We start from the raw sequence: 21,950 nt of genomic DNA, 5'->3' as shown, positions 1-21,950 counted from the left end.
GTCCGGCTGGTCGAGTCCGACGATATCGGTATTGTCGGCGTGGGCGAGGCGACGGGACAGGTGCGTCGAGACTTGTCCCGGAATGGCTTTCCACCCAGTCAAAACGACTTGGCAAGTGACGTGACCCCGTTTCTCATCCAGCCATAACGAGAGTCCTTGGTTGATCTGAGCCGTGATTGGTTGGGTTTGCAGCAGGCCGGCCGATCTGTCCGGTTAGCGTCCTGGCGTAGGCCGTCGGGGTCAGCCATCCCAGCTTCGAGTGCGGCCGGGTTTCGTTGTAGTCGCGCCGCCAGGCGTCCAGCCCGGCCCGGGTGCTGCAAGCGGGCGAGCGCATCGACCAGACTGAGGATGCGGTCTGGGTGCACATCCCGCGCCGGCTGAAGTTCCGCGGCGCGCGCGCCTGGCTCAGCGGCGAGGCACCCCGCCGAAGCCAGCTGAGCCAGCCGTTGATCAAGGGGCTGAAGCGGGTCCACGCCATCCTCGACACCGCATCCGATGCGCAGAGCGTGATGCAGCAGGCACCGGCCTCGGTCCACGAACGCACCCTGGTGCGGCTCGCCTGGTTCGCGCCCGACCTGCAGGTCGCGATGCTCGAGGGCCGCCAAAGGTCAGGGCTTTGCCTGGAGGATCTGCGCTGCGCGCCGATCCCGCTCTGCTGGGACGATCAACGCCGGCTGCTGAGCGTCTGAAGCGCCGATTCGTCTGCGGCCTCCCGGGGAGAGGTTTCCCTGATCCGTGTGGAAAAATTCCCTGCTTGCAGCCGGGGTCAGTGCATCATGGTTGAGCTGAAAGTCCGGCCGCGCGGGGCTTTGAGCATGACCGGGACCGGGATCACGGCGATTCAGATTGGAAGAATTCCCTGTTAATTTCCCTGTTAGCAGGGAAACTCCACCGGATCTTCGACCGACAGAGACGCCGACCGGACGTTCCGCCCCATTCGCCGCCGAACAGGCGCGCAATATCGCGCGATCGCACCCGTTCGAACGCCGGGAGTGGCGGCGTTCGGGCAGAAATCGTTTTCTATTATATTGTTGAATTATACCGACTAAATCGGTGGCGGGGCTGTCAGTCCAACGGCAATTTGTCTCCACTTAGGTCGACCGTAAACCGCAGATGGGGATGAGTTTCGTAAAGCCGCTCTCGTTCAAGTGCCACCGTTTCCCGGTGACGTCGTCCACCATGCGATCTGGCTCTATTTCCGCTTCAGCCTGAGTTTTCGGGATGTTGGGGACCTTCTGGCTCAGCGCGGAATTGACGTCAGCTATGAGAGAGTCCGGTGCTGGACAATCAAGTTCGGACTGCTGATCGCGCGGCGTCTGAAGTGTCGCCGGTCGGTTCCGTCGCCCCGTTGGCATCTCGATGAAATGGTCAGTTCGATCGGCGGAAAGTGAATGTATCTGTGGCGCGCGGTCGATGATGAAGGCGAGACCTGGACCTTGTGTTCAGCGCCGGCGGGACACAAGCGCGATCCTGAGGCTCGTCCGCCGCCTTCTGCTGAGCCGGAGATGATCACGACCGATGGGTTGGGCTCCTACGGGGCAGCGCTCGAACGACTGGAGCTCCGGCATTTGCACCGGCCGGGTCGGCTACGGTTGCCTGACCTGAGTGGGGCGGGGGCTTTTCGACTTCGTCGATTAACCTGCCAGCACCATATTACCATGAGGTCGATTGCCTCGGTCCAGTCATCGAGATGGTGGAGGGGACTAGTCAATTCGACCGTGCGGCCACGCTAGCTGTCCGACCGACGCTCGGCAACGAGTTTGGGCGGATAGTTCTGCTCTTCGGCCTTTAAAGCCTTCTGCTCATTGAGGATCATGATGCAACGATTCCACAATTCTGCCGCTACTACGGGTTCGATTTCTACAGCCTCAGTTTCGGCAGCTCTTTGTTCAGTGGCTCTGCGATTGCGGCGTCGGTAGTGGTTGCCGCGATAGATTCCCTTGCCCACCGGATCGGTCAGTATGCTCACGACCCGCGTTGCGGAGAAACGAACGCCACTGCGCAGTCTGTAGCCCCTCTCATTTAGCAGGCGGGCTACTGTTCTCGGGTTTTTGTGCTCCGTGAACAGAACATGGAGCACAGAACGTACAGGAGCTTCATACGGGTGGGGCTCAAGAATGCTGTTGCGCCAGCGATAACCAAAGGGGGCCGGTGTCTCTGTCTTGCGGTTTTGCCGCTCCCGCCCAAGGGACTGCACGGTTGCTGTATCGCCTTCTGCCTTCAGACGTCCCAATGCGAACGCCACCGGAAGAAAGGGGCGCGCTGCCAATTCAGTTGTGTCGATTTGATCGCCCAGTGACGCGATGCCGGCCCCCATGCCATGAAGCTGGTTCGCCAGGGCAATCAGTCCGGTCGCGCTTTCTGCCAATGCATCCAGTCGTTGCGTGATCACCAAGTTTACCCTGCCCGCGCGGGCGTCGTTCACCAAGCGTTCGAGCTCGGTCTGCCGGGTCCGCTGGTCGCCCGTCTCGACGTGCCCGTACATGGGACCAAAGCGGAACCCTCTTGATTCGGCGTAGCGCCGTGCTTCGGCTTCGAACTGCTCGGGACTGTCAGACGCTGACGCGCCGAACCAGAGCGCCGCATTTCCTTTCCCTATCGCGAGCTTCGACATCCGTCTGCTTTCATGGCCACTCCAGCCCGGATGGTCCCCGGAGAGACCGCGGCATCCATCAGTTGTGAGTGATGACCATTGCAGTATGATGATATATATATATCGCCTTCTGTAAGGCTATGCAGAATAGACAGTCACGTTTCGGCGGCTAAAGTGTCGCAAACGACGCGCTCTACAGGGTTGGTGCTGGCAGACTGACGATAAAACGTCCCCCGCCAAGGCCTGATGGTCGCGCGCGCACCGACGCCGTGGCTCACCCGACGGGCCGTTGTCACCGAGATGAGGCGGTCGTTCGGATCCGGGGCCGGTGTCGTCGCCATATGCCCCGGGGTCCGCCCGGTGACGAGCGCAGCTGCAACGCAGATTTGTGTTGTTCGCCTGAATTTTTGCCGGCAGTGCGTCCGCTCAGCGGGGAAAACCAAGCGGTCCGAAAAGCCAAGTCAGCCAGATACCAAGCGCGAGGAAGGAGCCGAAAGGCATTCGATCCTGGCCCGATACCGGCTGTTTCAGCAGCATTCGCGCTACCATCACGCTGAGTCCGGCCGTCGCCCCCCAGACAAGAACACTGGGCAAGCCAAGCCAGCCGACCCAGGCACCGCCAGCCGCCAAGAGGTAGGGGTCGCCGCCACCTAATCCCTCGCGACCTCGCAGGTGCCGATAGGCCCGGCCGATCAACCATAGAGCCGCGAAACCGGCGCAGACTCCAATTACCGCGTCGAGAACTGTGATCCGTTCAAGGAAAGCGGCCGCCAGCACTCCCATGACCAAAAGGGGGAGGGTCAATTGGTCTGGTAGCCAGAAATGTTCGGCGTCGACCACGGCGATCAGTAGCAACAGCCAGCCCAGCAGAGCCGTTGCGGCCGCGGCGGCTAGCGACGGCTGACTCAGCGCTGCCCAGATGCCGATCAACGCGCAGGTGGTTTCCATCAGAGGATAGCGCGCGGGGATCGAGGCCCCGCAGTCATGGCAGTGTCCCCGAGCGAGAGCGTAGCTGACCAGTGGAATCATCCGCCAAGGCAACAACTCCCGCCCGCAGCCGCCACAGCGCGAACGCCCGCGAACAATATTCTCGCCGGCCGGGAAGCGAAGGCTGGCCAGTCCCAGGAAGCTTCCAACGATAAGGCCGAGCCCCGCAAAAAGCGCAGCGAGGATGGGTGGCGCAACGTCAATCATCACCTGCCCCCGATCGAAAGCCGAGCCGTAGCGGGACATGGCGGTCCCTGCAAATCCCCAGCGCGGCCGTGCCAACTGCCGATTATGACGATCCCGCCGTGCGGGAATGGTCTTTCATCAAACAGCCAAGACAACTTCACAGACGTGCACCCCAACCGTCACTGTTCAGCGTTGATCGCCTTCTAACCAAGGCCTCGGGCAGGGGGTGATGCGTCGCCGTGATCAAGGCAGCGCGCCTGATCTCCTGCCGAATGTTCCTATGGACCAGAACACGGTGGAAAACGATGACCGGCTTCAAACTGAAAACCTTGCTCGCGGTTTCCGCCTGCGCCCTGACCGTGGCGGCCTGTGGGTCTGCCGAGGTCGCCTCGCCCGGAGAGGGTGACTTCGGCACGGGCGGCGGCGGTGGCGGCGGTGGCGGTGGCGGTGGTGGTGGTGGTGGGACCGCGGCGGTCGACTGTCCGACCGGTTTCTCCAATGTCGGCACGATCGCTTCAAACACCCTGCGGGTGTGTCAGCTGCCGCAACAGATTCTCGGCAATCTGACGGTGCCGCTGCGCGCCGGCACCATCTATTCCATTAGCGGCCGCACCGAGGTCGGCACCGATCGCGGTATCGACCCGGCTGCACCGACCGCCGGCAGCGCCCAGGGCATCCTGACCGTCGAGCCGGGGGTCACCGTCTTCGCTTCGAGCGGCGGCGACTATCTGCTGGTCAACCGCGGGTCGCAGATTTTCGCTGAAGGCACGGCGACCACCCCGATCATCTTTACCAGCCGCCAAAACGTCGAGGGCACCACCACCCTGGAATCCCAGGGTCAGTGGGGCGGTATCGTGCTCGCCGGTCGTGCGCCCCAGGCCAACTGCCAGCTGACCGCCCCGGTCACCTGCACCGGCCAGGTCGAGGGCACCAGCGCCTTCTTCGGCGGCAACACCCCGACCGACAGCTCGGGCCGACTGAAATATGTTCAGGTCAAATATTCCGGTTTTGAAATCTCGACCGGCAACGAGCTCCAGGCCCTGACCCTGGCCGGCGTCGGCTCGGGCACCTCGATCGAATATTTCCAGTCCTACAACAGCTCCGACGATGGCATCGAAATCTTCGGTGGCATGGTCAACCTCAAGCACATCGTCATCAACGGCGCGGACGATGACGGTCTGGACACCGACACCGGCTGGCGCGGCGGGGCCCAGTTCGGCATCGTCACCCAGCGGGCCCCGAACGCCACCAGCCGCAGCGCGGGCTTCGAGTTCTCGGCAGCCCCCAAGACCACCCCGCTGGCGACCCGCTACATCTCGATGCCCAATATCGCCAACTTCACCCTGGTCGGCCGTAACTCACCGACGAACGCCCACACGGTCGCCCACTTCGACACCGGCACCAAGCCGACGATCATCAACTCGGTGTTCACCAACGTCACCGGCTCGGCCTCGTCCTGCCTCGATATCCACGATGCCGATACGCAGACCAGCGCCCCGACCTTCAACTCGGTGTTCATGTCCTGCGCCAGTCCGTACCGCGCCGGTGGCTTCGGCTCGCAGGCCATCTTCACGGCGGGCACGAACAACACCGAAGCGGGGACCTCGACCCTGACGGCTCCGACGGCCGGCGTGACCCTCACTAACCAGGTCCTGACCTTCATCAACGGTGCCAATGAAAACGCCGTGACCCCGACCGCACCGACCTACGGCTTCTTCCAGACCACCACCTACATCGGTGCCGTCCAGAACGCGGCTGACACCTGGTACCAGGGCTGGACCTGCGGTCTGACCGCCGGAAAGACCTGCTGATTACGGGAGACTGTGGCGGCCCTTCGGGGCCGCCACCGACCTTCACGTTTCCCGTTGACCCCTTCAAGGCGCAGATCATGATCAAATTTTCCCTCACCCTGAGCGGGGTCCTCCTGGCCAGCAGCGCGCTGATCGCGCCTGGCCTGGCCATGGCCCAGACCCAGGACGCAGTGCCCGCAGCCCAGGCACCGGTGGACCAGCCCACCTCCGTCGACGAGGTGGTCGTGCTCGGCCGCTACATCCCCGAGCCCAACCGCGAGAGCTCCGAGGTCGCGGCCTTCCTAACCGCTGAGGACCTTCAGCGCACGGGCGACAGCAATGCCGCCGCCGCCCTGACGCGCGTCACAGGCCTGTCGGTGGTCGAGGGCCGGTTCGTCTATGTCCGCGGTCTCGGCGAGCGCTATTCCTCGGCCCTGCTGAACGGATCGCCCCTGCCCAGTCCTGAGCCACTGCAGCGCGTCGTGCCGCTGGACCTGTTCCCCTCCAACATCCTCGCCGGCGTCACGGTCCAGAAGACCTGGTCCGCCAACCTCCCTGGTGAGTTCGGCGGTGGTGTGGTCGAATTGCGCACGATTGACGCGCCGACTTCACCTTTCCTCAATATGGGCGCGTCGGTGGGCGTCAATTCGGAAACGACCGGCAAGGACGGCCTGATCTATTTCGGGTCGCGCACCGACTTCACCGGCTTCGATGACGGCACCCGTGACGTGCCGCGTTCGATCGCTGACGCCTTCGCCTCGGGCCGCCAGATCAGCGGGGTCAACTATACGGCCTCCGAGCTGCAGCATATGGGCCAGTCTCTGGTCAACGCGCCGCTGCGCCTGCTCCAGAGGGACGCCATTCCCGTCGATTTCGGCGTCAAGGTTTCGGGCGGCGATGCCTATGGGACCGGCCTGGGGACCCTCGGTGTCATCGGTGTCGCCAGTTATAGCAACAGCTGGGACACGCGCCAGGCCACCCAGCAGGAAGGCCAGTTCTCGGCGGGTGTCCTGATTCCGGCCAGCAACAAGGTTGTCGATTCGACCCGCAACGACGTTCAGCTCAACTTCCTCGGCGGCCTGTCCCTGTCGGGCGAGAACCATGAGCTGAAGTGGACCAATTTCTACGTCCGGAACACGACCAAGGAGGCGCGCTCGCGCTCCGGCCCGGATTTCGATGCCGGCGGTGATGTCGTTCGCGACGACCATACAGAGTGGTTCGTCCGCGAACTTTTTACCAGCCAGTTGACAGGTGCCCATACCTTCATGGATGGCGCGCTGCAGGTCGACTGGCGCACCGCTTATGCCATCACCTCGCGGGATGCGCCGTATGAGAGCCGCTTCGTCTATGGCGTCGATGGCAGCGGCAACTTCATCCATAACGTCCAGGGCAACCTGATCTCGTTTAGCAAACTGAACGACGAAGTGCTCTCCGGTGGGGCTGACCTCAGCTATACCCTGCCGCTGTCGGACTATCGCGAAGCGGTGTTTAGCGCCGGTTTCGCCATCCTTGACAACACTCGGGACGCCGAGCGTCGTGACTTGCAGTTCGCGGCCGTCGGGTCGTTAACCGCCGACCAGCGGCAATCGCGGGTCGACTATCTGTTTTCGGATTTCAACATCAATCCGACGACGCTGGAACTGCGTGAGGTCACCGGCAGCAACGGGGCCAGCGCCTATGACGCCAGCCTGAAGGTCAATGCCGTCTATGCGATGGTGGACGCCGAGATCATCCCCCTGGTGCGGACCACAGTTGGTTTGCGCTTTGAGGATGGCGAACAGAGCGTCACGCCGAGCGACGTGTTTGGCGGTTCGGCCCCGTTTCAAGCGACGAAGATCGCGGAGCAGTATTATCTGCCTTCGCTCACGACAACCTGGAATTTCGCCGAGGACCAGCAGCTGCGCTTCGGTATATCCAAGACCATCGGCCGGCCCCAGTTCCGTGAACTGGCTCCCCAGTCCTATACGGACCCCGAGAGCGACCGGACTTTTATCGGTAACCCCTATCTGGTCGATACCGAAATCCTGAACATCGACGCCCGCTACGAATGGTATTTCGCGCGGCAGCAGTATGTGACGGCGGGCCTGTTCTTTAAGGACCTCAACAAGCCGGTTGAAGCGATCATCACCGACGTCGGCAACCAGCGTCAGCAAAGCTTTCTGAACGCGCCCAAGGCCCGGATCTTCGGGGCCGAGATCGAGTTCAAGAAATATTTCGATTTCATCGACTCGCCGTCACCCTTCATCGCCAACAAGCGCTGGCTGGTCCAGGCCAACTACACCTGGTCCGACTCCAGCGTTCAGGTCGGAGCCGGTGACACGGTTCTGTCGCTGGGCGGAGCCGGGGCACCGGAACAGGCGTCCTTTTTCATTCAGGACGGCAGTCGGTTGCAGGGTCAGTCCGAACACGTCGCCAACGTTCAGCTGGGCTGGGAAGACGACACCGACCGTTCGCAGGCGACGATCATCGTCAACTACGTCAGCGAGCGGATCACGGCCCGCGGTGCGGGCGCTGCGGGCAGTCGCGAGCCGGATTACATCCAGAACCCGGGGGTTTTCCTCGACTTCGTCTATCGCAAGGACTTCACCGTGATGGACCGGGACCTCGGCTTCGCCCTGGAGCTGCGCAATCTGCTACAGACCAAATTCGACGAATATCAGAAGCTCGGCAACAAGATTTTGATCAACAACTACGCTCTCGGATCCAGTGCCTCGATTAGCCTGACCGCCCGCTTCTAGACCCCGTCCGGGGACTGGTCGCTGTGGCTGGTCCCCGGATATTGTTCAGTAAGCAGATCGACTGTCTTCTTTGTTTGTCCGGGGTGTCATGTCCCCGTGAGGCCGGGTCCGGACGATTGGTCTAAGAGCGTCCCTGGCCCCTGTGGTCGTGTCGGGCGTGTTCACCTTGATCGGCATTTTTCGCACTCTGAGTTCAACGGCCGTACAGGCTGCGGAGGCGTTGAGCGCGCGGCCGCGGCAGCTGCGGACCGCTCTTGAACTGGCATTGGTCGCGGCCCTGCTGGTTCAGTCCGGGCGACTGGTCTGGACGCTGGTCGAGCCCCGGCCCGCCGTAGCGTCCGTCAGTGTTGCCGTGTCAGCCGCTCCCGTTGACCTCTCCGTCTTCCAGCGGTTCGACGCCTTCTTTCGTACCGGAAGCCACAGCAGCCTCGACGGCGAGGTTGCCTCCGGCAGCAGCCAGATGCGCCTGTTCGGCGTTCGCGCCGGCGGGACGGACGGGGGCTCGGCCATTATCGGTTTTGCCGATGGTCGCCAGGTCTCGGTCGGCCTCGGCGAAGAGATTGAGCCTGGTCTGATCCTCCAGTCGGTCGGTATGGACTATGTGACCATGGCGCGCGGAGCCGCGATTATTCGTCTGGTCTTTACCGAGGCCCCGATGGGGGCTTTTCCGCCGCCCCCGCCGCCCCCACCGGGCCCCCAGGTTGTGACCCCGACCACGACTACCGTGGTCGCCGCCACGACCGGGCCGGTCGTTGATGCGGCTCCGCTGATGAGAGCGTTGCGCCCGCGCATGCAAGGTCTGGCCCTGAACGGTTTCACCATTTCGGACGGCGCGGACCGCTCGGCACTGGCCACCGCGGGCCTGCAGCCCGGCGATGTGATCCTGTCGGTCAATGACACTGACCTGACCGGACCGGCTCAACTCGCTGCGCTCCGCCGGCAACTCTCCAGCAGCACCGGTGCCCGCATTCGCTTTGAACGCGACGGCGCGGTGCAGACGACGACCATAAGGACCGGCTCGTGAACCGATTAACCCGTAGCGCCGTTTCGGCGGTCCTGGCGCTCACCCTCGCCGGCCCGGCCCTGATGGCCCCGGTCGCCGTCCTGGCCCAGACCGCCGCCCGCCAAACCCTGAACGTCCAGGGGGCGGACATCCGCGCCTTCATTCAGGACGTGGCCCGCACCACGGGCCGCACCTTCATCGTCGACCCGGCCGTCACCGGAACGGTGACGGTAACAAGTGATCGGCCGCTGGGGCGAACAGAACTGTTCGAGGTCTTCCTGTCGACCCTGCGGGCCAATGGTCTTGTGGTTACCCCGACCGGCTCTGGAGCTTATCGCATCAGCCCGGCGCAGGGGGCCGCCCAGGGCCCGTCCACCGTCGGCAACGAGCGCTTCTCGACCGAGGTTTTTCAGCTGCGCAACATCGACGCCACCTCGGCCGCCGAGACCATCCGTCCGCTGGTCGGAGCTCAAGGCCAGGTCCTCGCCAACCCAGCGGGCAACAGCCTGGTGGTCGCTGACTTCGCCGACAATCTGGTGCGAATCCGCGCGCTGGTCGGGCGGATCGACGTCGACCGTGCGGCCTTTGAGGTGATCACCCTGGAGAACTCCTCGGCCCGCGAGATCGCAGCCGTACTGCAGTCGGTTTTGGCCCCTCCGGGCGGCCAGCCGGGGCAGGGGATGGTCTCGGTGACCCCGGTCGAGAGCTCCAACTCCATCGTCCTGCGCGGCGATCCTTCGGCCATGGCACGTATACGCCCCCTGATCGAGGATCTGGACCGCCGCGCGGAATCCGCCGACGATGTAAAGGTCATCTTCCTGCAGCACGCCAATGCCGAACAGCTGCTGCCGGTGCTGCAGCAGATTGTCGGTCAGCCGGTCACGGCCGCCAGCGCCAACGCCAACCCGGCCGCCGCGGGCGAAACCTCCACAGTCGCGCCTTCGCGTGATCCGGTTCCAGGCCAGCGCGCCACCATCGCCCGCTTCCCCGGGGCCAATGCCCTCGTCGTCTCGGCCTCGGCCGATACCCAGCGGATGCTCGCCGAGGTGATCCGCCAGCTAGACCAGCGCCGTCAGCAGGTGCTGATCGAGGCCATTGTAGCCGAGCTCTCGGACAACGCGGTCAAGGAATTGGGGGTGCAATGGCTGCTGGCAGGCGAGGACGGCAATCCGGTCGGCCTGACCAACTATTCCGGTAGCGCCGCGCCCCTGGTCCCGCTCGCGGGCGGAGCGGCGGCGGGGCAGCTGGACAGCGCCGACCCCCTGCGCACACAGCTGCAGAATCTGGCCCTGAACACCCTGCTGGGGGCTAACGGCTTCGTCGGTGGTGGCGGGGGGCGGATAGGCAACGGCCTGTTCGGCTTTATCATCAATGCGGCCAAGTCGGACGAGGGTTCCAACCTGCTGCAGACGCCGTCGCTGATGACGTTGGATAATGAGGAGGCGACCATCCTGGTGGGGCAGGAGGTGCCGATCACCACCGGCGAAACCCTGCTGGACGGTAACTCCAACCCCTTCCGCACGACTCAACGCCAGGACATCGGCGTCAAGCTGATCGTGCGGCCGCAAATCAACGCCGGCGGCTCGATTACCCTGTTTCTGCGTCAGGAGGTGTCCAGCATCAACGGTGTCCTGACCCACTCGGCCAGCGATCTGGTGCTGAACAAACGTGAGCTGGAGACGACCCTGGTGGTCGATGACGGCGACATCGCCGTGGCCGGTGGCCTGTTGGACCAGAACGACCGACTGTCGACCGACAAGGTGCCGGGGTTGGGTGACATCCCCTATGTCGGGGCGCTGTTCCGTTCGACCAGGCACCAGCGTGGGCGGACCAATCTGATGGTCTTCATCCGCCCGACCATCATCCGCAGTCCTGCCGATGCTCAGGCGCTGGCCGCCGATCGCTGGGGCTATATGCGCCAGCAGCAGCTGACCAACGCTCCCGGTGTCGAACCCAGCCTGGACGAGATGCTGCGCGACTATATGCGCACCCAGCCGCCGGCCGCGCCGAGCGTGATTGCGCCAGCAAGCGAGGTGGTCGTCACCCCGTTGTCGCCTGTCCAGCCGAGTCCGGAAGGCTGAGGCCCGCGATGATCACCCTGATCAATCCGACGCTGCCCTACGGTTTCGCCAAGCGCCAGGGCGTGATCCTGCTCGAGGTCGGGGATATTGCGGTGGTGGGCCTGCGCGAGGGGGCGGACCCGTCGGCTTTGATCGAGACCCGGCGGGCGCTGGGCAGGCCACTGCGCGTCGAACCCCTGGGTCAGGCCGCCTTTGATCGCCAACTGTCGGAAGTCTACGCCGGCGATCATCTGAACGCCGCTGACGGCGACGATCTGGACATGCCGTCGGGGCTGGAAAGCCTGATCGACGACATCCCTGCCGCCGCGGACCTGCTGGACACGGCCGACGACGCCCCGGTGATCCGGCTGATCAACGGCGTCATCGCAGAGGCGGTACGGACCGGTGCCTCGGACATCCATCTCGAGCCGTTCGAAACGGCGCTGACCGTACGCATGCGCGTGGATGGCGTGCTGCGCGAAACCCTGTCGTTGAACCCCCGGATCACGCCGCTGCTGGTGTCGCGCATCAAGGTTATGGCCCGGCTCGACATCGCCGAAAAGCGTGTGCCGCAGGACGGGCGCATCCCCCTGACCCTAGGCGGCAAAACGCTGGACGTCCGCGTCTCGACTCTGCCGTCGCGCGCGGGCGAGCGAGTGGTGCTGCGCATTCTGGACAAGGAACAGGCGGGCCTGACGCTGGACCGGCTGGGCATGTCGGCCGAGGCGCTGGACGCCTTCAGGGGCGCATTGAAGGAGCCGAACGGCATCATCCTGGTGACCGGCCCGACAGGCTCGGGCAAGACAACGTCACTCTACGCCGGGCTGTCACTGCTGAACGATGCCACACGCAACATTCTGACGGTGGAGGATCCGGTCGAATACGCTATGGACGGTGTCGGCCAGACCCAGGTGAACCCCAAGGTCGGCATGACCTTCGCCGCCGGCCTGCGTGCCATTTTGCGGCAGGACCCGGACGTGGTCATGGTCGGCGAAATCCGCGACGTCGAGACGGCGCGCATCGCGGTTCAGGCCTCGCTGACCGGGCACCTGGTGCTGTCGACCGTTCACACCAATGACGCGGCCGGCGCGATCACCCGCCTACGGGACATGGGGGTCGAGCCCTTCCTGCTGGCCTCGACCCTGCGCCTGATCGTGGCCCAGCGGCTGGTCCGGCGGCTGTGTGGCGAATGCCGACGACCCGAGACTGCGGATACCGCCACGGCCCGGCTGGCCGGGGTTGAACCCGGCGCGCGGATCTGGCGGCCGCAGGGCTGCGCCCACTGCCAGAACACTGGCTATATCGGCCGGGTCGGCCTGTATGAGGTCATCCGCGTCGATGACCGGGTGCGCCGTCTGATCGCCGCCGAGGCCGACGAGGATGCGGTCAACGCCGCCGCCTTTACCCGGTCCGGATCCGACACCCTGACCCAGCGGGCTCGCGCCCTGGTGCTGGAGGGCGTCACCTCGGTCGAGGAGGCGGTGCGCGTCACCCGTCAGGAAACGGCGAGCGTCGATAACGAAGCGGCCGGTCACGAGGTCGCGGCCTGATGGCGGCCTTTGACTATGTCGCGGTCGACGAGGGCGGACGGACCGTCACCGGGGCCCTGACCGCCGCTGACGAGCGCTCCGTGCGCGCCATTCTGGAGCGGCGTCGGCTGATGACGCTGGAAGTGACGCGCGCGCGCGGGCCAGCTACCCGCTCTGAACAGCCGGGTCCGCGCAAAACGGCGAAGCTGGGGCCCAAAACCCTCGCCTTGACGACTCGGCAGCTTTCCACCCTGGTCTCGGTGGCACCGATCGAAGAGGCGTTGCGCACCATCGCGCTGCAGGCCGACCGTCCGGCGGTCCGCCGCGTCCTGGACGGGGTCCATGCCGGAGTCATGGAGGGCCGCCGCCTGTCCGACGCCATGGCGTTGCAGGACCAGGCGTTTCCGCCGTTGTACCGGGCCATGGTCTCGGCCGGGGAGGCCTCGGGTTCGCTGGAGCCGATTCTCGAACGGCTGGCTGACGGCCTTGAGCGTGATCAGGTCGTGCGCGGTAAGGTGGTCACCGCTCTGGTCTATCCGATCGTGCTGGCGGTCGTAGCGCTGGGGGTCATCGGCGCGATGATGACCTTCGTCGTGCCCAAGGTGGTCGATCAGTTCGACAGCATGAACCAGACCCTGCCGCTGCTGACGCGGCTGGTAATCGGCGTCTCGCACCTGATGCGTGACTGGGGCTGGTTGCTTGCGGTTGTGATCATGGCGGGCGGCCTCATCGGCGCGGCCCTGCTGCGCAATCCGGCGATCCGGCTACAGGCCGATACCGCATTGCTGCGGCTGCCGCTGGTCGGACGGCTGACCCGCGACCTGCACGGGGCGAAGATGGCCCGCACCCTGTCGACCATGATCGCCGCCGGCCTGCCGGTGCTGGAGGGGCTGACCATCACGGGGCGGACCGTGTCCAACCGCCGGCTACGTCAGGCGACCGAGACGATGGCCGACGCGGTGCGCGAGGGCGGTGGCCTGTCGGCGGCCATGCGCCGGGCCGACGTCTTCCCGCCGATCCTCGTCTACATGACCGCCTCGGGCGAGAGCAGCGGCCGGCTGGAGCCGATGCTGGAGCGCGCCGCGGATTATCTGGAACGCGAATTCTCGACCTTCACGGCGGTGATGCTCAGCCTGCTGGAGCCGGCGATCATCGTGATCATGGGCGGCGTGGTCGCCCTGATCGTCCTGTCGATCCTTCTGCCCATCCTTCAGATCAACACCCTGGCGATGGGGTGACGGAGTTGAACATGTTTTTTGGTCCTAACACTCGCCGCGCGGCGGCTCGTTTCTTGAGGACGACCCGCGCTCAAGCAGCGTTGCGCCGCGCGCGACGCGGTAGCGCCCACAACAGGGCGGGCTTCACGCTTGTCGAACTGATGGTGGTGATCGTGATCATCGGCTTGCTGGCGACGGTGGTGGCGATCAACGTCCTGCCCAGCCAGGACCGCGCCATGGTCGGCAAGGCCAAGGCCGACATCTCCACCCTTGAGCAGGCCATCGAAACCTACCGCCTCGACAACCTGGACTTTCCGACTGACCTGCAGGCGCTGGTGGCGGCCCCGGCCGGGCTGGCCAATCCGGACCGGTATCGTCCGGGCGGCTATGTGCGCCGGCTTCCGGAGGATCCCTGGGGCAATCCCTATGGCTATCGCCGCCCCAGCGCACACGGTGGCCAGTTCGACGTCTTCTCGCTGGGTGCCGACGGCAAGGAAGGAGGCGAGGGCAATGACGCCGATCTGGGCAACTGGCAGGCCTGACATCCTTGTGGGCCTTGTGGGCGCTATCACTCGAGACACAGTCTCTCGCTGCATGAGCGCCGAGCGCCCTCAAGCAGCGGCGCGCCGCGCGCGGCGCGATAGGGCAAAGGGAGCGCGCGCCGGCTTCACCCTGGTGGAGCTGCTGATGGTGGTCGCCATTCTGGGCATCGCTGCCGGTGCTGTGGTGCTGGCGGTGCCTGATCCGCGGCCGGCTGTCGGTGTCGAGGCCGAGCGGTTCGCTGCCCGGCTGTCGCGCGCGCGCGACGAGGCCGTGCTGTCCAACCGCCCGGTCGCGGTCGCGGTCACGCGCACGGGCTACGCCTTCACGGTCTTCGACGGCCGCGCATGGTCGACCCTGTCGGACGGGCCCTTCGGTCCGGAGGCCTGGCAGGCGGGGACCGCCCTCGGACCGGAGGTGGGGGCCCGCTTTGTCTTCGATCCGACGGGGGTGGCCGAGCCGGTAAAGCTGACCCTGGCCCGCGATGGCAAGCGCCGCACGGTGGCCGTCGACGGTGCCGGTGAGGTGCGTGTCGATGACTGACCGCGCCGGCTTCACCCTGATCGAAATGCTGGTCGCCCTGGCTGTGTTCGGCCTCGCTGCCATGGCCCTGCTCAACCTCACGGGCGAAAACACCCGCTCGGCCGCGCGCGTCGAGACGCGCACTCTCGGTGGTGTCGTCGCCGAAAATCTGGCGGTCGAGGCGGCCATCGCGCCGTCGCTCGGGGAAGGCACGAGTGCGGGCCAGGTCGATCTGGCCGGTCGCCGCTGGCGCTGGACCCGCACGGTCAGCGCTACCGATGTCGGGGGGATGCTCAGGGTCGACGTTCGAGTCAGCGACGCCGAGGGCCAGGCCGCAGAGCGCACCCTGTTCAGGCCTCACCCGTCGTGAGGGCGCGCGCAGGTTTCACCCTGGTCGAGGTCATGGTCTCGCTTATGATCTTCGCCATGCTTGCGGCGGCGGGCGCGGCAGTGCTCGGAGTCTCCATCGACAACCGGTTCGCGATCAAGGCTGCCAGCGACCGCGTTGGTGATCTGCAACGCACGCGCAGCCTGCTGCGCGCTGACCTCGGACAGACCACGGCGCGTCGCGCGCGCGGCCCCACCGGCCGACCCATGCCCCAGTCGATTGCCGGCGCGGCGGCCCCGGGTGATCCCGTCCTGGCCCTGACCCGTGCGGGCTGGAGCAACCCCGACGAACAGCCGCGGGCATCGCTGCAACGGGTCGAATACCGTGTCGTTGACGACCGCCTCGAACGGCGCGTCTCCAGCCATATCGACGGTGCTCGGCCTGGCCCGCCGCAGGTCCTGTACCGTGGTGTGCGCGACGTCACTGTGGCTTTCGTCCGGGACGGCGAGCAGGCTCCCGCCTTCATTTCCAGCACCGACCGCCCGCTGCCGGACGCGGTGCGCATCGTCATGACGGTCAAGGGTTACGGTCGCCTCGACCAGCTGTTCCTCGTCGGGAGCGGCCGATGAGCGGCTCACGTCGCGATCGCGAGGGTATGGCCCTGCTGACGGTCCTGCTGCTGGTCGCCGTCATGTCGGTGGTCGCAGTCGCCATCCTTGATGACGTGCGCTTCTCGGTGCGGCGCGCCACCAATGTTGAAATCCAGAGCCAGGCCCAGTGGTACGCTGCCGGGGCCGAAACTCTTGCTCGTGGCCAGATCAGGCAGCTTGTGGCCGCAGGCCCCGCCCGCACGCCGCTCGAACCCGCGTGGAATGGTCGGGTCGTCAGCTTCCCCGTCGACGGCGGCACCATTACCGCCAGGGTGACCGACGGCCAGGCCTGCTTCAACCTGAACAGCCTTGTGCTCGGCTTCGGCGAGGACCTGATCGCCCGCCCCCAGGGTGCGGCCCAATTCCGCACCCTGGGCCGAGCGCTGGGCGCGCCCGAGAGTCGCATGCGGGCGATCGCTGCGGCCCTGACGGACTGGCTGGACGCCGACACAGCGCCCTTGCCGCTCGGAGCTGAGGACGGGGCCTACGCGGGACTGGCCAAGCCCTATCGCACCGGCGGAGTGATGCTGGCCGAGGTCAGCGAGCTGCGGGCGGTCAGGGGGGTGGACGCCGAGACCTACCGCCGCCTGCGGCCATGGGTCTGCGCCCTGCCGACCTCGCGCCTGTCACCCCTGAACGTGAACACCCTGACGCCGGAACAGGCACCGCTGTTGACCATGCTGACCGGTGGCGCGCTCACGCCGGAGCGGGCCAGGGCAGTTATCGCCGCCCGCCCGCGCGACGGCTGGCCTGATGTCACCGCCTTCTGGAGCCAGTCGGCGCTGGCGACGCTCCAGATCGACCCGGAGGCGCGCGAACAGATCACGGTTCTGACCCGCTTCTTCGACCTGCGGGTCGATGTCGAGTTGGGTGGCTCTCATACCGTCCGCACTGCCTTGCTGGAGGCCGGCTCCGACGGCCGCGTGCGCACCGTGATCCAACGCTGGACCCCCGAAGAATGAAACCGATCCGCCTGATCCTGATTCCGAGCCTTGGAACCGAACCCGCCCCCTATCTGGTGATCGCGGACGGCAGGGTGCGCGAGCGTGGCGTGCTGGAACTTGACGCTGTCGAGCGGCCCGAGCCGATGCGCACCGTGGCCGTGGTGCCTGGTGTGGAGGCCACAATCCGCTGGCTCGACCTCCCGGCCGGAGGCCTGGCCCAGCAACGCGCCGCCGCATTGTGGATGCTGAAGGACACAGTCGCGGTGCCGGCTGACCGACTCGCGGTGGCTCTGGGGTCCGTTCCCGCGGCGGGCCAGCCCCGACTGGTCGCCGTGGTTGGCCTGTCCCTGCTTCAGGCCTGGATTGACTATCTGGATGCGCTGGGCGTATGCGCCGATGCTATTGTGCCGGACGTCATGACCGTCCCAGAGCCTGACGAGGATGACCGGCTCAACGCCGTCGCCTTCGGACCGGCCATGGCCTTGCGGGGCCGGGGCTTCGCCGCCAGCGTCCAGCCCGATCTGGTCGAGTTGGTCGCCCACCCGCGCCGGGTCGAGCCGATCAGAGACCCGGGGGAGGTTGAGCGGTCGCTGATCGAGGCCGCCCTGGTGCTGCCGATCGATCTCCTGTCGGCTCTGGACCGCACGCGCGGGACCGTTCGGCGTGACTGGGCGCTGGTTGCGGGCCTCGCCGGATTGCTCATGGTGTCGCCGCTTGTCCTCGTCGCTGCGGCCGCCGCCCGGGACGATACGGCCGCGCGGGCTGACGTCAGCAGCGCGCACGCCGAAATCGCCCGGGTCGCGCCGGAGCTAGCTGCCCGACCCGATCCGATTGAGGCTCTGCGCCAGCGTGTGCTGACCGCCCCGCCGCCCGGTGGTGTCATCGGCGCAACCGCCGCCCTGTTCGCGGCCGTCGAAGGCGTCGAGGGTGCTGAGCTGGACTTGCTGATCATCGACCCGGAGGTGGGTATGAAGGCTAGCGTTGCCCACACCGACTATCAGGATATGCAACTGATTGCTCGAGCTATGCGTGCCAACGGCCTGCAGGTCACTGAAACCAGCACCCTTGACGACAGGGGGCGCATCGTCAGTGACATCACGATCGGGAGTGTCCGATGACCCGATACCTCGCCCTTTTCGAGCTCTGGTGGAGCGGACGCACCCTGCGGGAGCGCCGCATGCTGATGGTCATGGCGGCCCTGCTGCTGGCCATCGTCGTCTGGCTGGGGCTGGTGCGGCCGGTGTTGGCCTGGAGGACCACAGCTGCGGATCGCGCCGCCGCCGCCGCTGTCACGCTTGTCGAGGTGCGCGCGGCTATCGTCTCCCTCGGTCCGGTTACGGCCCCGGCCCCGCCTCCGGTCGAAGGTTTGGAGCCCCTCATCCGTCGCACCTCCGAGGCGGCGGGTCTGGATGTCGTCACGGCCATGAGCTCTTCTGGCCAGCTTGGCTTCAAGCTGTCGCGCGTCCGTTCCGCGCCTCTGTTCACCTGGCTGTCGGGCCTGGAGACAGACCACCACCTGACTCTTTGCAGTCTCGGCGTGGTCAAAAACGCTGACGCGACCCTCAATGTCGAAGGCGGTTTGGCGTCCGGAATCTGCGTAAGTTGACACCCGGAATCGTCTGAACACAGACGGAACGTCAAGTCTTATACATCTATTCGTCGCATAACCTTTACAATGATGAGGAAGAGCGCATTATTCCTCCTGTTTCGGACTGTTTCACGTGTTCGGGAGAGACTGATGCGCGTTTTCATCCCTCTTGTCGGCCTTACCGCCCTTGCCGCCGCGGCTCTTCCCGCGGGAATGGCCAGCGCCGACCCCACTGGTCAGTCGGAGGCGCGCACCCCTGTGCGGGCAGTTCTGATCTGCGCCACAGACGCCGCCACCCGCCGCGCGTTCACCCGGGAACATGGAGCCACCCCGGTGTTTGTCACCGCCCGCGAGGTTCTGTCGGTCCGCCCGTCCGACCCGGCCTGGACCACACCCCGGTGCATGACCGCCCGCGAGCACGAGCGCTACCGGACTGCAGTCAACAGTTACGCATCCGTCCGATAGTGCACCGCGATACTGTCAGTCCCACGACAGCTTGTCTCCACCAGCCGTAGATAGGCCGGGAGACGCAGAGCCTGTCCGGCAAGCGTCGTCCACTCCGCCAGGGCGGCCGAGGGTTGGGCCGTGTATGTCTCTCGTCTGATCCGGTGGCGATCGTGGTGGAGGGGGTTGTGGACGGCGCTGATCATCTGCCGGAAACGGAGCATCGCCCGTTCCCGTCGTCGGCAGGGCGGAAGTGAGGTCTCGGCCCGGTTGTCGTTCCAGCAGCCGACCTCCTGCTTCGCCTGATTTCGGGAGGGCGAGCGCATCGACAAGACCGAGGATGCGGTCTGGGTGCACATCCCGCGCCGGCTGAAGTTCCGCGGCGGGCGCGCCTGGCTCAGCGGGGAGGCACCCCGGCGAAGCCAGCTGAGCCAGCCGTTGATCAAGGGGCTGAAGCGGGCCCACGCCATCCTCGACACCGCATCCGATGCGCAGAGCGTGATGCAGCAGGCACCGGCCTCGGTCCACGAACGCACCCTGGTGCGGCTCGCCTGGTTCGCGCCCGACCTGCAGGTCGCGATGCTCGAGGGCCGCCAAAGGTCAGGGCTTTGCCTGGAGGATCTGCGCTGCGCGCCGATCCCGCTCTGCTGGGACGATCAACGCCGGCTGCTGAGCGTCTGAAGCGCCGATTCGTCTGCGGCCTCCCGGGGAGAGGTTTCCCTGATCCGTGTGGAAAAATTCCCTGCTTGCAGCCGGGGTCAGTGCATCATGGTTGAGCTGAAAGTCCGGCCGCGCGGGGCTTTGAGCATGACCGGGACCGGGATCACGGCGATTCCGATCGGAAGAATTCCCTGTTATTTTCCCTGTTAGCAGGGAAACTCCACCGGATCCTCGACCGGCAGAGACGCCGACCGGACGTTCCGCCCCATTCGCCGCCGAACAGGCGCGCAATACCGCGCGATCGCACCAGTTCGAGCGCCGGGAATGGCGGCGTTCGGGCGTGGACCGCGATGCGGTTAAGTTATTGATATATAACGAAAAAATCGGTGGCGGAGAGGGTGGGATTCGAACCCACGGTACCCTCTCGGGCACGCCGCATTTCGAGTGCGGTACATTCGACCACTCTGCCACCTCTCCGCGAGGTCGAAAGTCGCTTGGTCGAGCGAGGGGCTTCTCTAATGGCAGCCGGGCCGGGCCGCAAGCGCTCCGGGACAAGAAAAAGTCCGTAGCCTCAACGTTGAGCCGGGAGAGGCAGCCCCAGGGCCTCGCCGCCCTGGGGGTCACCGCGGGCCACCCGGAACATTTCGGCCGGGCGCCCGCCGGTGCCGGTCGACAGCCGGCCGGTCGCCTCGACCAGTCCGGTGCGTTCGACGCCGCGGCGGAAATTCTGTTTGTGCAGCGTCAGGCAGGCGACGGCCTCGGCGGCGGCCTGGAGGTCCGACAGGGTGAACGCCTCGGCCATCAGGTCGAATAGCACCGGGCGGTATTTCAGCTTACTGCGCAGCCGCCCCAGGCCGGTGGCCAGGATGCGGCGGTGGTCCGAGGCCATGGCCCGGCCGGTCGGCACAGGCAGGGGCGGGTGATCGTGGTCGCGCGCGGACTCGGCCACCAGTCCGGCCTCATAGAGCAGTTCGTAGCGTTCCAGCACCCGGCCCTCGTTCCAGCGGTGGGCCGGGCCGAGGGCGAACAGGCTGTCGATGCGGGCGAGGCGACGGGCATCGCTGCCGGCCCAGGTCTGAAGGGCCTCGAGGATCGCGGTCGTTGCCGCGGTCCGGCCCTGACGCCAGTCCTCCCACGGGAAGAAGTCGAGCATCGGGGTCCATTGGGCGTCGGCCGTCGGAACCCCGGCGGCGTCGGCGGTCAGGGCCAGATAGCCGATCGAGACCTCGCGGCCGTGATCGGGGCCAGGCGTGGCCCGGGGGGCCTCGCGGCCGGCGTCGCCGAAAGTGTAGAGCTGTTCGACGAAGCCGAGCCCGAAACCGGTCTGGGCCGTGACGAAGGCGCGCAGGGCCAGTTCAAAAGTCCGGTCGCGCACCGGGTCGAACGGGCCGAAGGGCAGGGCGGCCAGACCGTCGTCGCCCCGGGTCGTCAGCACGCAGGCGGTGCGCTCGCGCAGCGCGATGACGACGGCGGAAAGGCTGATGCGTACGCCTGGATCGCCCGCCGCCATCCGGATTACTCCGTATGCCAGGCATCAGGGGCCGGCAGGATGCCTACGGCCTCGGCCAGCACGCGGTAGCGTTCCAGATAGCGGGCCTGGGCCACCGAGGCGGGCAGGGGGTCGATGATCAGGTCGTACCCTGCCGGCGGGGTACCGAACAGGCGCAGGGACTCGGCCCGCTCGAACCCGGCCAGCTGGGTCGCCTCGAAGAAGGCACAGGCGCGGTCGGCCTTCTTGATCAGGGTCTTGATGGCGACCGGGCTTTTCGGCGGCAGGGCGAAGCGGACATGGATGGCGCTTTCCAGCCGGGCCTCGAAGGCCTTGTAGTTGACTCCCAGTGCCGATTTGAACGGCGAGATCATATCGCCGATCACGTATTCCGAGGCGTCATGCAGCAGGGCTGCCAGTCGCCATTTCGGCTCGAGGCCCGGCTTGATATGGGCGGCGATCTCCTCAACCACGCAGGAGTGCTGGGCCACGGAGAAGGCGTTCTCGCCGATGGTCTGGCCATTCCAGCGCGCCACCCGGGCCAGGCCGTGGGCGATGTCCTCGATCTCGATGTCGAACGGTGACGGATCCAGCAGGTCGAGACGGCGTCCGGACAGCATCCGCTGCCATGCGCGCGGGGCCTTGCTGGAGGGTGTGGCTCTGGGGCGCTCGGCCAAGGTCG

At 66.0% G+C, this 21,950-nt stretch carries 20 protein-coding genes, 1 tRNA gene and 1 pseudogene; 17 read left to right on the top strand and 5 right to left on the bottom strand.

Annotated features, from left to right (window positions below; genetic code table 11):
• The first annotated feature begins 311 nt into the window (after positions 1 to 311).
• Positions 312 to 689 carry a hypothetical protein gene (locus AAC050_RS13640; protein ID WP_339915640.1) on the top strand — a complete coding sequence of 126 codons (378 nt, stop codon included), beginning with the start codon at positions 312 to 314 and terminating at the stop codon, positions 687 to 689.
• A gap of 459 nt (positions 690 to 1,148) precedes the next feature.
• Positions 1,149 to 1,388: pseudogene (locus AAC050_RS13635) on the top strand (IS6 family transposase); the annotation flags it as partial.
• 341 nt (positions 1,389 to 1,729) lie between these two features.
• Here AAC050_RS13635 and AAC050_RS13630 read toward each other — a convergent pair.
• Complete coding sequence (locus AAC050_RS13630) at positions 1,730 to 2,614, bottom strand: recombinase family protein (RefSeq protein ID WP_339915638.1); 885 nt, start codon at positions 2,612 to 2,614, stop codon at positions 1,730 to 1,732.
• A 405-nt stretch (positions 2,615 to 3,019) separates the two neighbouring features.
• Positions 3,020 to 3,826, bottom strand: a complete 807-nt coding sequence (locus tag AAC050_RS13625) for an A24 family peptidase (protein WP_339915637.1) — start codon at positions 3,824 to 3,826, stop codon at positions 3,020 to 3,022.
• A gap of 245 nt (positions 3,827 to 4,071) precedes the next feature.
• Between AAC050_RS13625 and AAC050_RS13620 the strand changes: the two genes are divergently transcribed.
• The 15 genes from AAC050_RS13620 to AAC050_RS13550 all read left to right on the top strand — a co-directional run bounded on the left by AAC050_RS13620 (position 4,072) and on the right by AAC050_RS13550 (position 19,800).
• The gene (locus AAC050_RS13620) at positions 4,072 to 5,577 is read left to right on the top strand and encodes a hypothetical protein (protein WP_339915636.1); all 1,506 of its coding nucleotides are present in this window, start codon (positions 4,072 to 4,074) and stop codon (positions 5,575 to 5,577) included.
• A 77-nt stretch (positions 5,578 to 5,654) separates the two neighbouring features.
• Positions 5,655 to 8,294 carry a TonB-dependent receptor gene (locus AAC050_RS13615; RefSeq protein ID WP_339915635.1) on the top strand — a complete coding sequence of 880 codons (2,640 nt, stop codon included), beginning with the start codon at positions 5,655 to 5,657 and terminating at the stop codon, positions 8,292 to 8,294.
• 220 nt (positions 8,295 to 8,514) lie between these two features.
• Positions 8,515 to 9,318, top strand: a complete 804-nt coding sequence (locus tag AAC050_RS13610) for a type II secretion system protein N (RefSeq protein WP_339915634.1) — start codon at positions 8,515 to 8,517, stop codon at positions 9,316 to 9,318.
• A complete protein-coding gene (gspD, locus tag AAC050_RS13605) occupies positions 9,315 to 11,378 on the top strand; it encodes a type II secretion system secretin GspD (protein WP_339915633.1) in 2,064 nt (687 codons plus the stop codon). The genes AAC050_RS13610 and gspD overlap by 4 nt, the downstream gene beginning before the upstream one ends.
• Before the next feature lie 8 nt (positions 11,379 to 11,386).
• On the top strand, positions 11,387 to 12,907 hold the full coding sequence (gspE, locus tag AAC050_RS13600; RefSeq protein WP_339915632.1) for a type II secretion system ATPase GspE: 1,521 nt from the start codon (positions 11,387 to 11,389) through the stop codon (positions 12,905 to 12,907).
• Positions 12,907 to 14,124 (top strand): type II secretion system inner membrane protein GspF, encoded by a 1,218-nt coding sequence (gene gspF / locus AAC050_RS13595; protein ID WP_339915631.1) that lies wholly within the window; start codon positions 12,907 to 12,909, stop codon positions 14,122 to 14,124. Before gspE ends, gspF begins: the two co-directional genes overlap by 1 nt.
• 53 nt (positions 14,125 to 14,177) lie before the next feature.
• Entirely contained in the window at positions 14,178 to 14,645 is a 468-nt protein-coding gene (gene gspG / locus AAC050_RS13590) for a type II secretion system major pseudopilin GspG (RefSeq protein ID WP_339915630.1), read from the top strand.
• Between the two features lie 52 nt (positions 14,646 to 14,697).
• Positions 14,698 to 15,186 (top strand): GspH/FimT family pseudopilin, encoded by a 489-nt coding sequence (locus AAC050_RS13585; protein WP_339915629.1) that lies wholly within the window; start codon positions 14,698 to 14,700, stop codon positions 15,184 to 15,186.
• Positions 15,179 to 15,535 (top strand): type II secretion system minor pseudopilin GspI, encoded by a 357-nt coding sequence (gene gspI / locus AAC050_RS13580; protein ID WP_339915628.1) that lies wholly within the window; start codon positions 15,179 to 15,181, stop codon positions 15,533 to 15,535. Before AAC050_RS13585 ends, gspI begins: the two co-directional genes overlap by 8 nt.
• Positions 15,532 to 16,122: a type II secretion system minor pseudopilin GspJ gene (gene gspJ, locus AAC050_RS13575; protein WP_339915627.1), complete on the top strand. Its 591-nt coding sequence runs from the start codon at positions 15,532 to 15,534 to the stop codon at positions 16,120 to 16,122. Before gspI ends, gspJ begins: the two co-directional genes overlap by 4 nt.
• A complete protein-coding gene (gspK, locus tag AAC050_RS13570; RefSeq protein WP_339915626.1) occupies positions 16,119 to 17,105 on the top strand; it encodes a type II secretion system minor pseudopilin GspK in 987 nt (328 codons plus the stop codon). Before gspJ ends, gspK begins: the two co-directional genes overlap by 4 nt.
• Positions 17,102 to 18,205 (top strand): type II secretion system protein GspL, encoded by a 1,104-nt coding sequence (gspL, locus tag AAC050_RS13565; RefSeq protein ID WP_339915625.1) that lies wholly within the window; start codon positions 17,102 to 17,104, stop codon positions 18,203 to 18,205. Before gspK ends, gspL begins: the two co-directional genes overlap by 4 nt.
• Positions 18,202 to 18,693: a type II secretion system protein GspM gene (gene gspM, locus AAC050_RS13560; RefSeq protein ID WP_339915624.1), complete on the top strand. Its 492-nt coding sequence runs from the start codon at positions 18,202 to 18,204 to the stop codon at positions 18,691 to 18,693. The genes gspL and gspM overlap by 4 nt, the downstream gene beginning before the upstream one ends.
• A 132-nt stretch (positions 18,694 to 18,825) precedes the next feature.
• Positions 18,826 to 19,140 carry a hypothetical protein gene (locus tag AAC050_RS13555; RefSeq protein ID WP_339915623.1) on the top strand — a complete coding sequence of 105 codons (315 nt, stop codon included), beginning with the start codon at positions 18,826 to 18,828 and terminating at the stop codon, positions 19,138 to 19,140.
• A gap of 330 nt (positions 19,141 to 19,470) precedes the next feature.
• Entirely contained in the window at positions 19,471 to 19,800 is a 330-nt protein-coding gene (locus AAC050_RS13550; protein ID WP_339915622.1) for a hypothetical protein, read from the top strand.
• A gap of 366 nt (positions 19,801 to 20,166) precedes the next feature.
• Here the strand turns inward: AAC050_RS13550 and AAC050_RS13545 are convergent.
• The 3 genes from AAC050_RS13545 to AAC050_RS13535 all read right to left on the bottom strand — a co-directional run bounded on the left by AAC050_RS13545 (position 20,167) and on the right by AAC050_RS13535 (position 21,888).
• Positions 20,167 to 20,256, bottom strand: a tRNA-Ser gene (locus AAC050_RS13545).
• Positions 20,257 to 20,350: 94 nt separating this feature from the next.
• Positions 20,351 to 21,289, bottom strand: coding sequence for an NAD regulator (locus AAC050_RS13540; protein WP_339915621.1), 939 nt, complete (start codon positions 21,287 to 21,289; stop codon positions 20,351 to 20,353).
• Between the two features lie 5 nt (positions 21,290 to 21,294).
• Positions 21,295 to 21,888, bottom strand: coding sequence for an HD family hydrolase (locus tag AAC050_RS13535; RefSeq protein WP_339915639.1), 594 nt, complete (start codon positions 21,886 to 21,888; stop codon positions 21,295 to 21,297).
• Between the last annotated feature and the right edge of the window lie 62 nt (positions 21,889 to 21,950).

This window comes from uncultured Brevundimonas sp. (genome assembly GCF_963974615.1).
Lineage (GTDB): Bacteria > Pseudomonadota > Alphaproteobacteria > Caulobacterales > Caulobacteraceae > Brevundimonas.
This window is presented reverse-complemented; position numbering and strand designations above follow the sequence as displayed.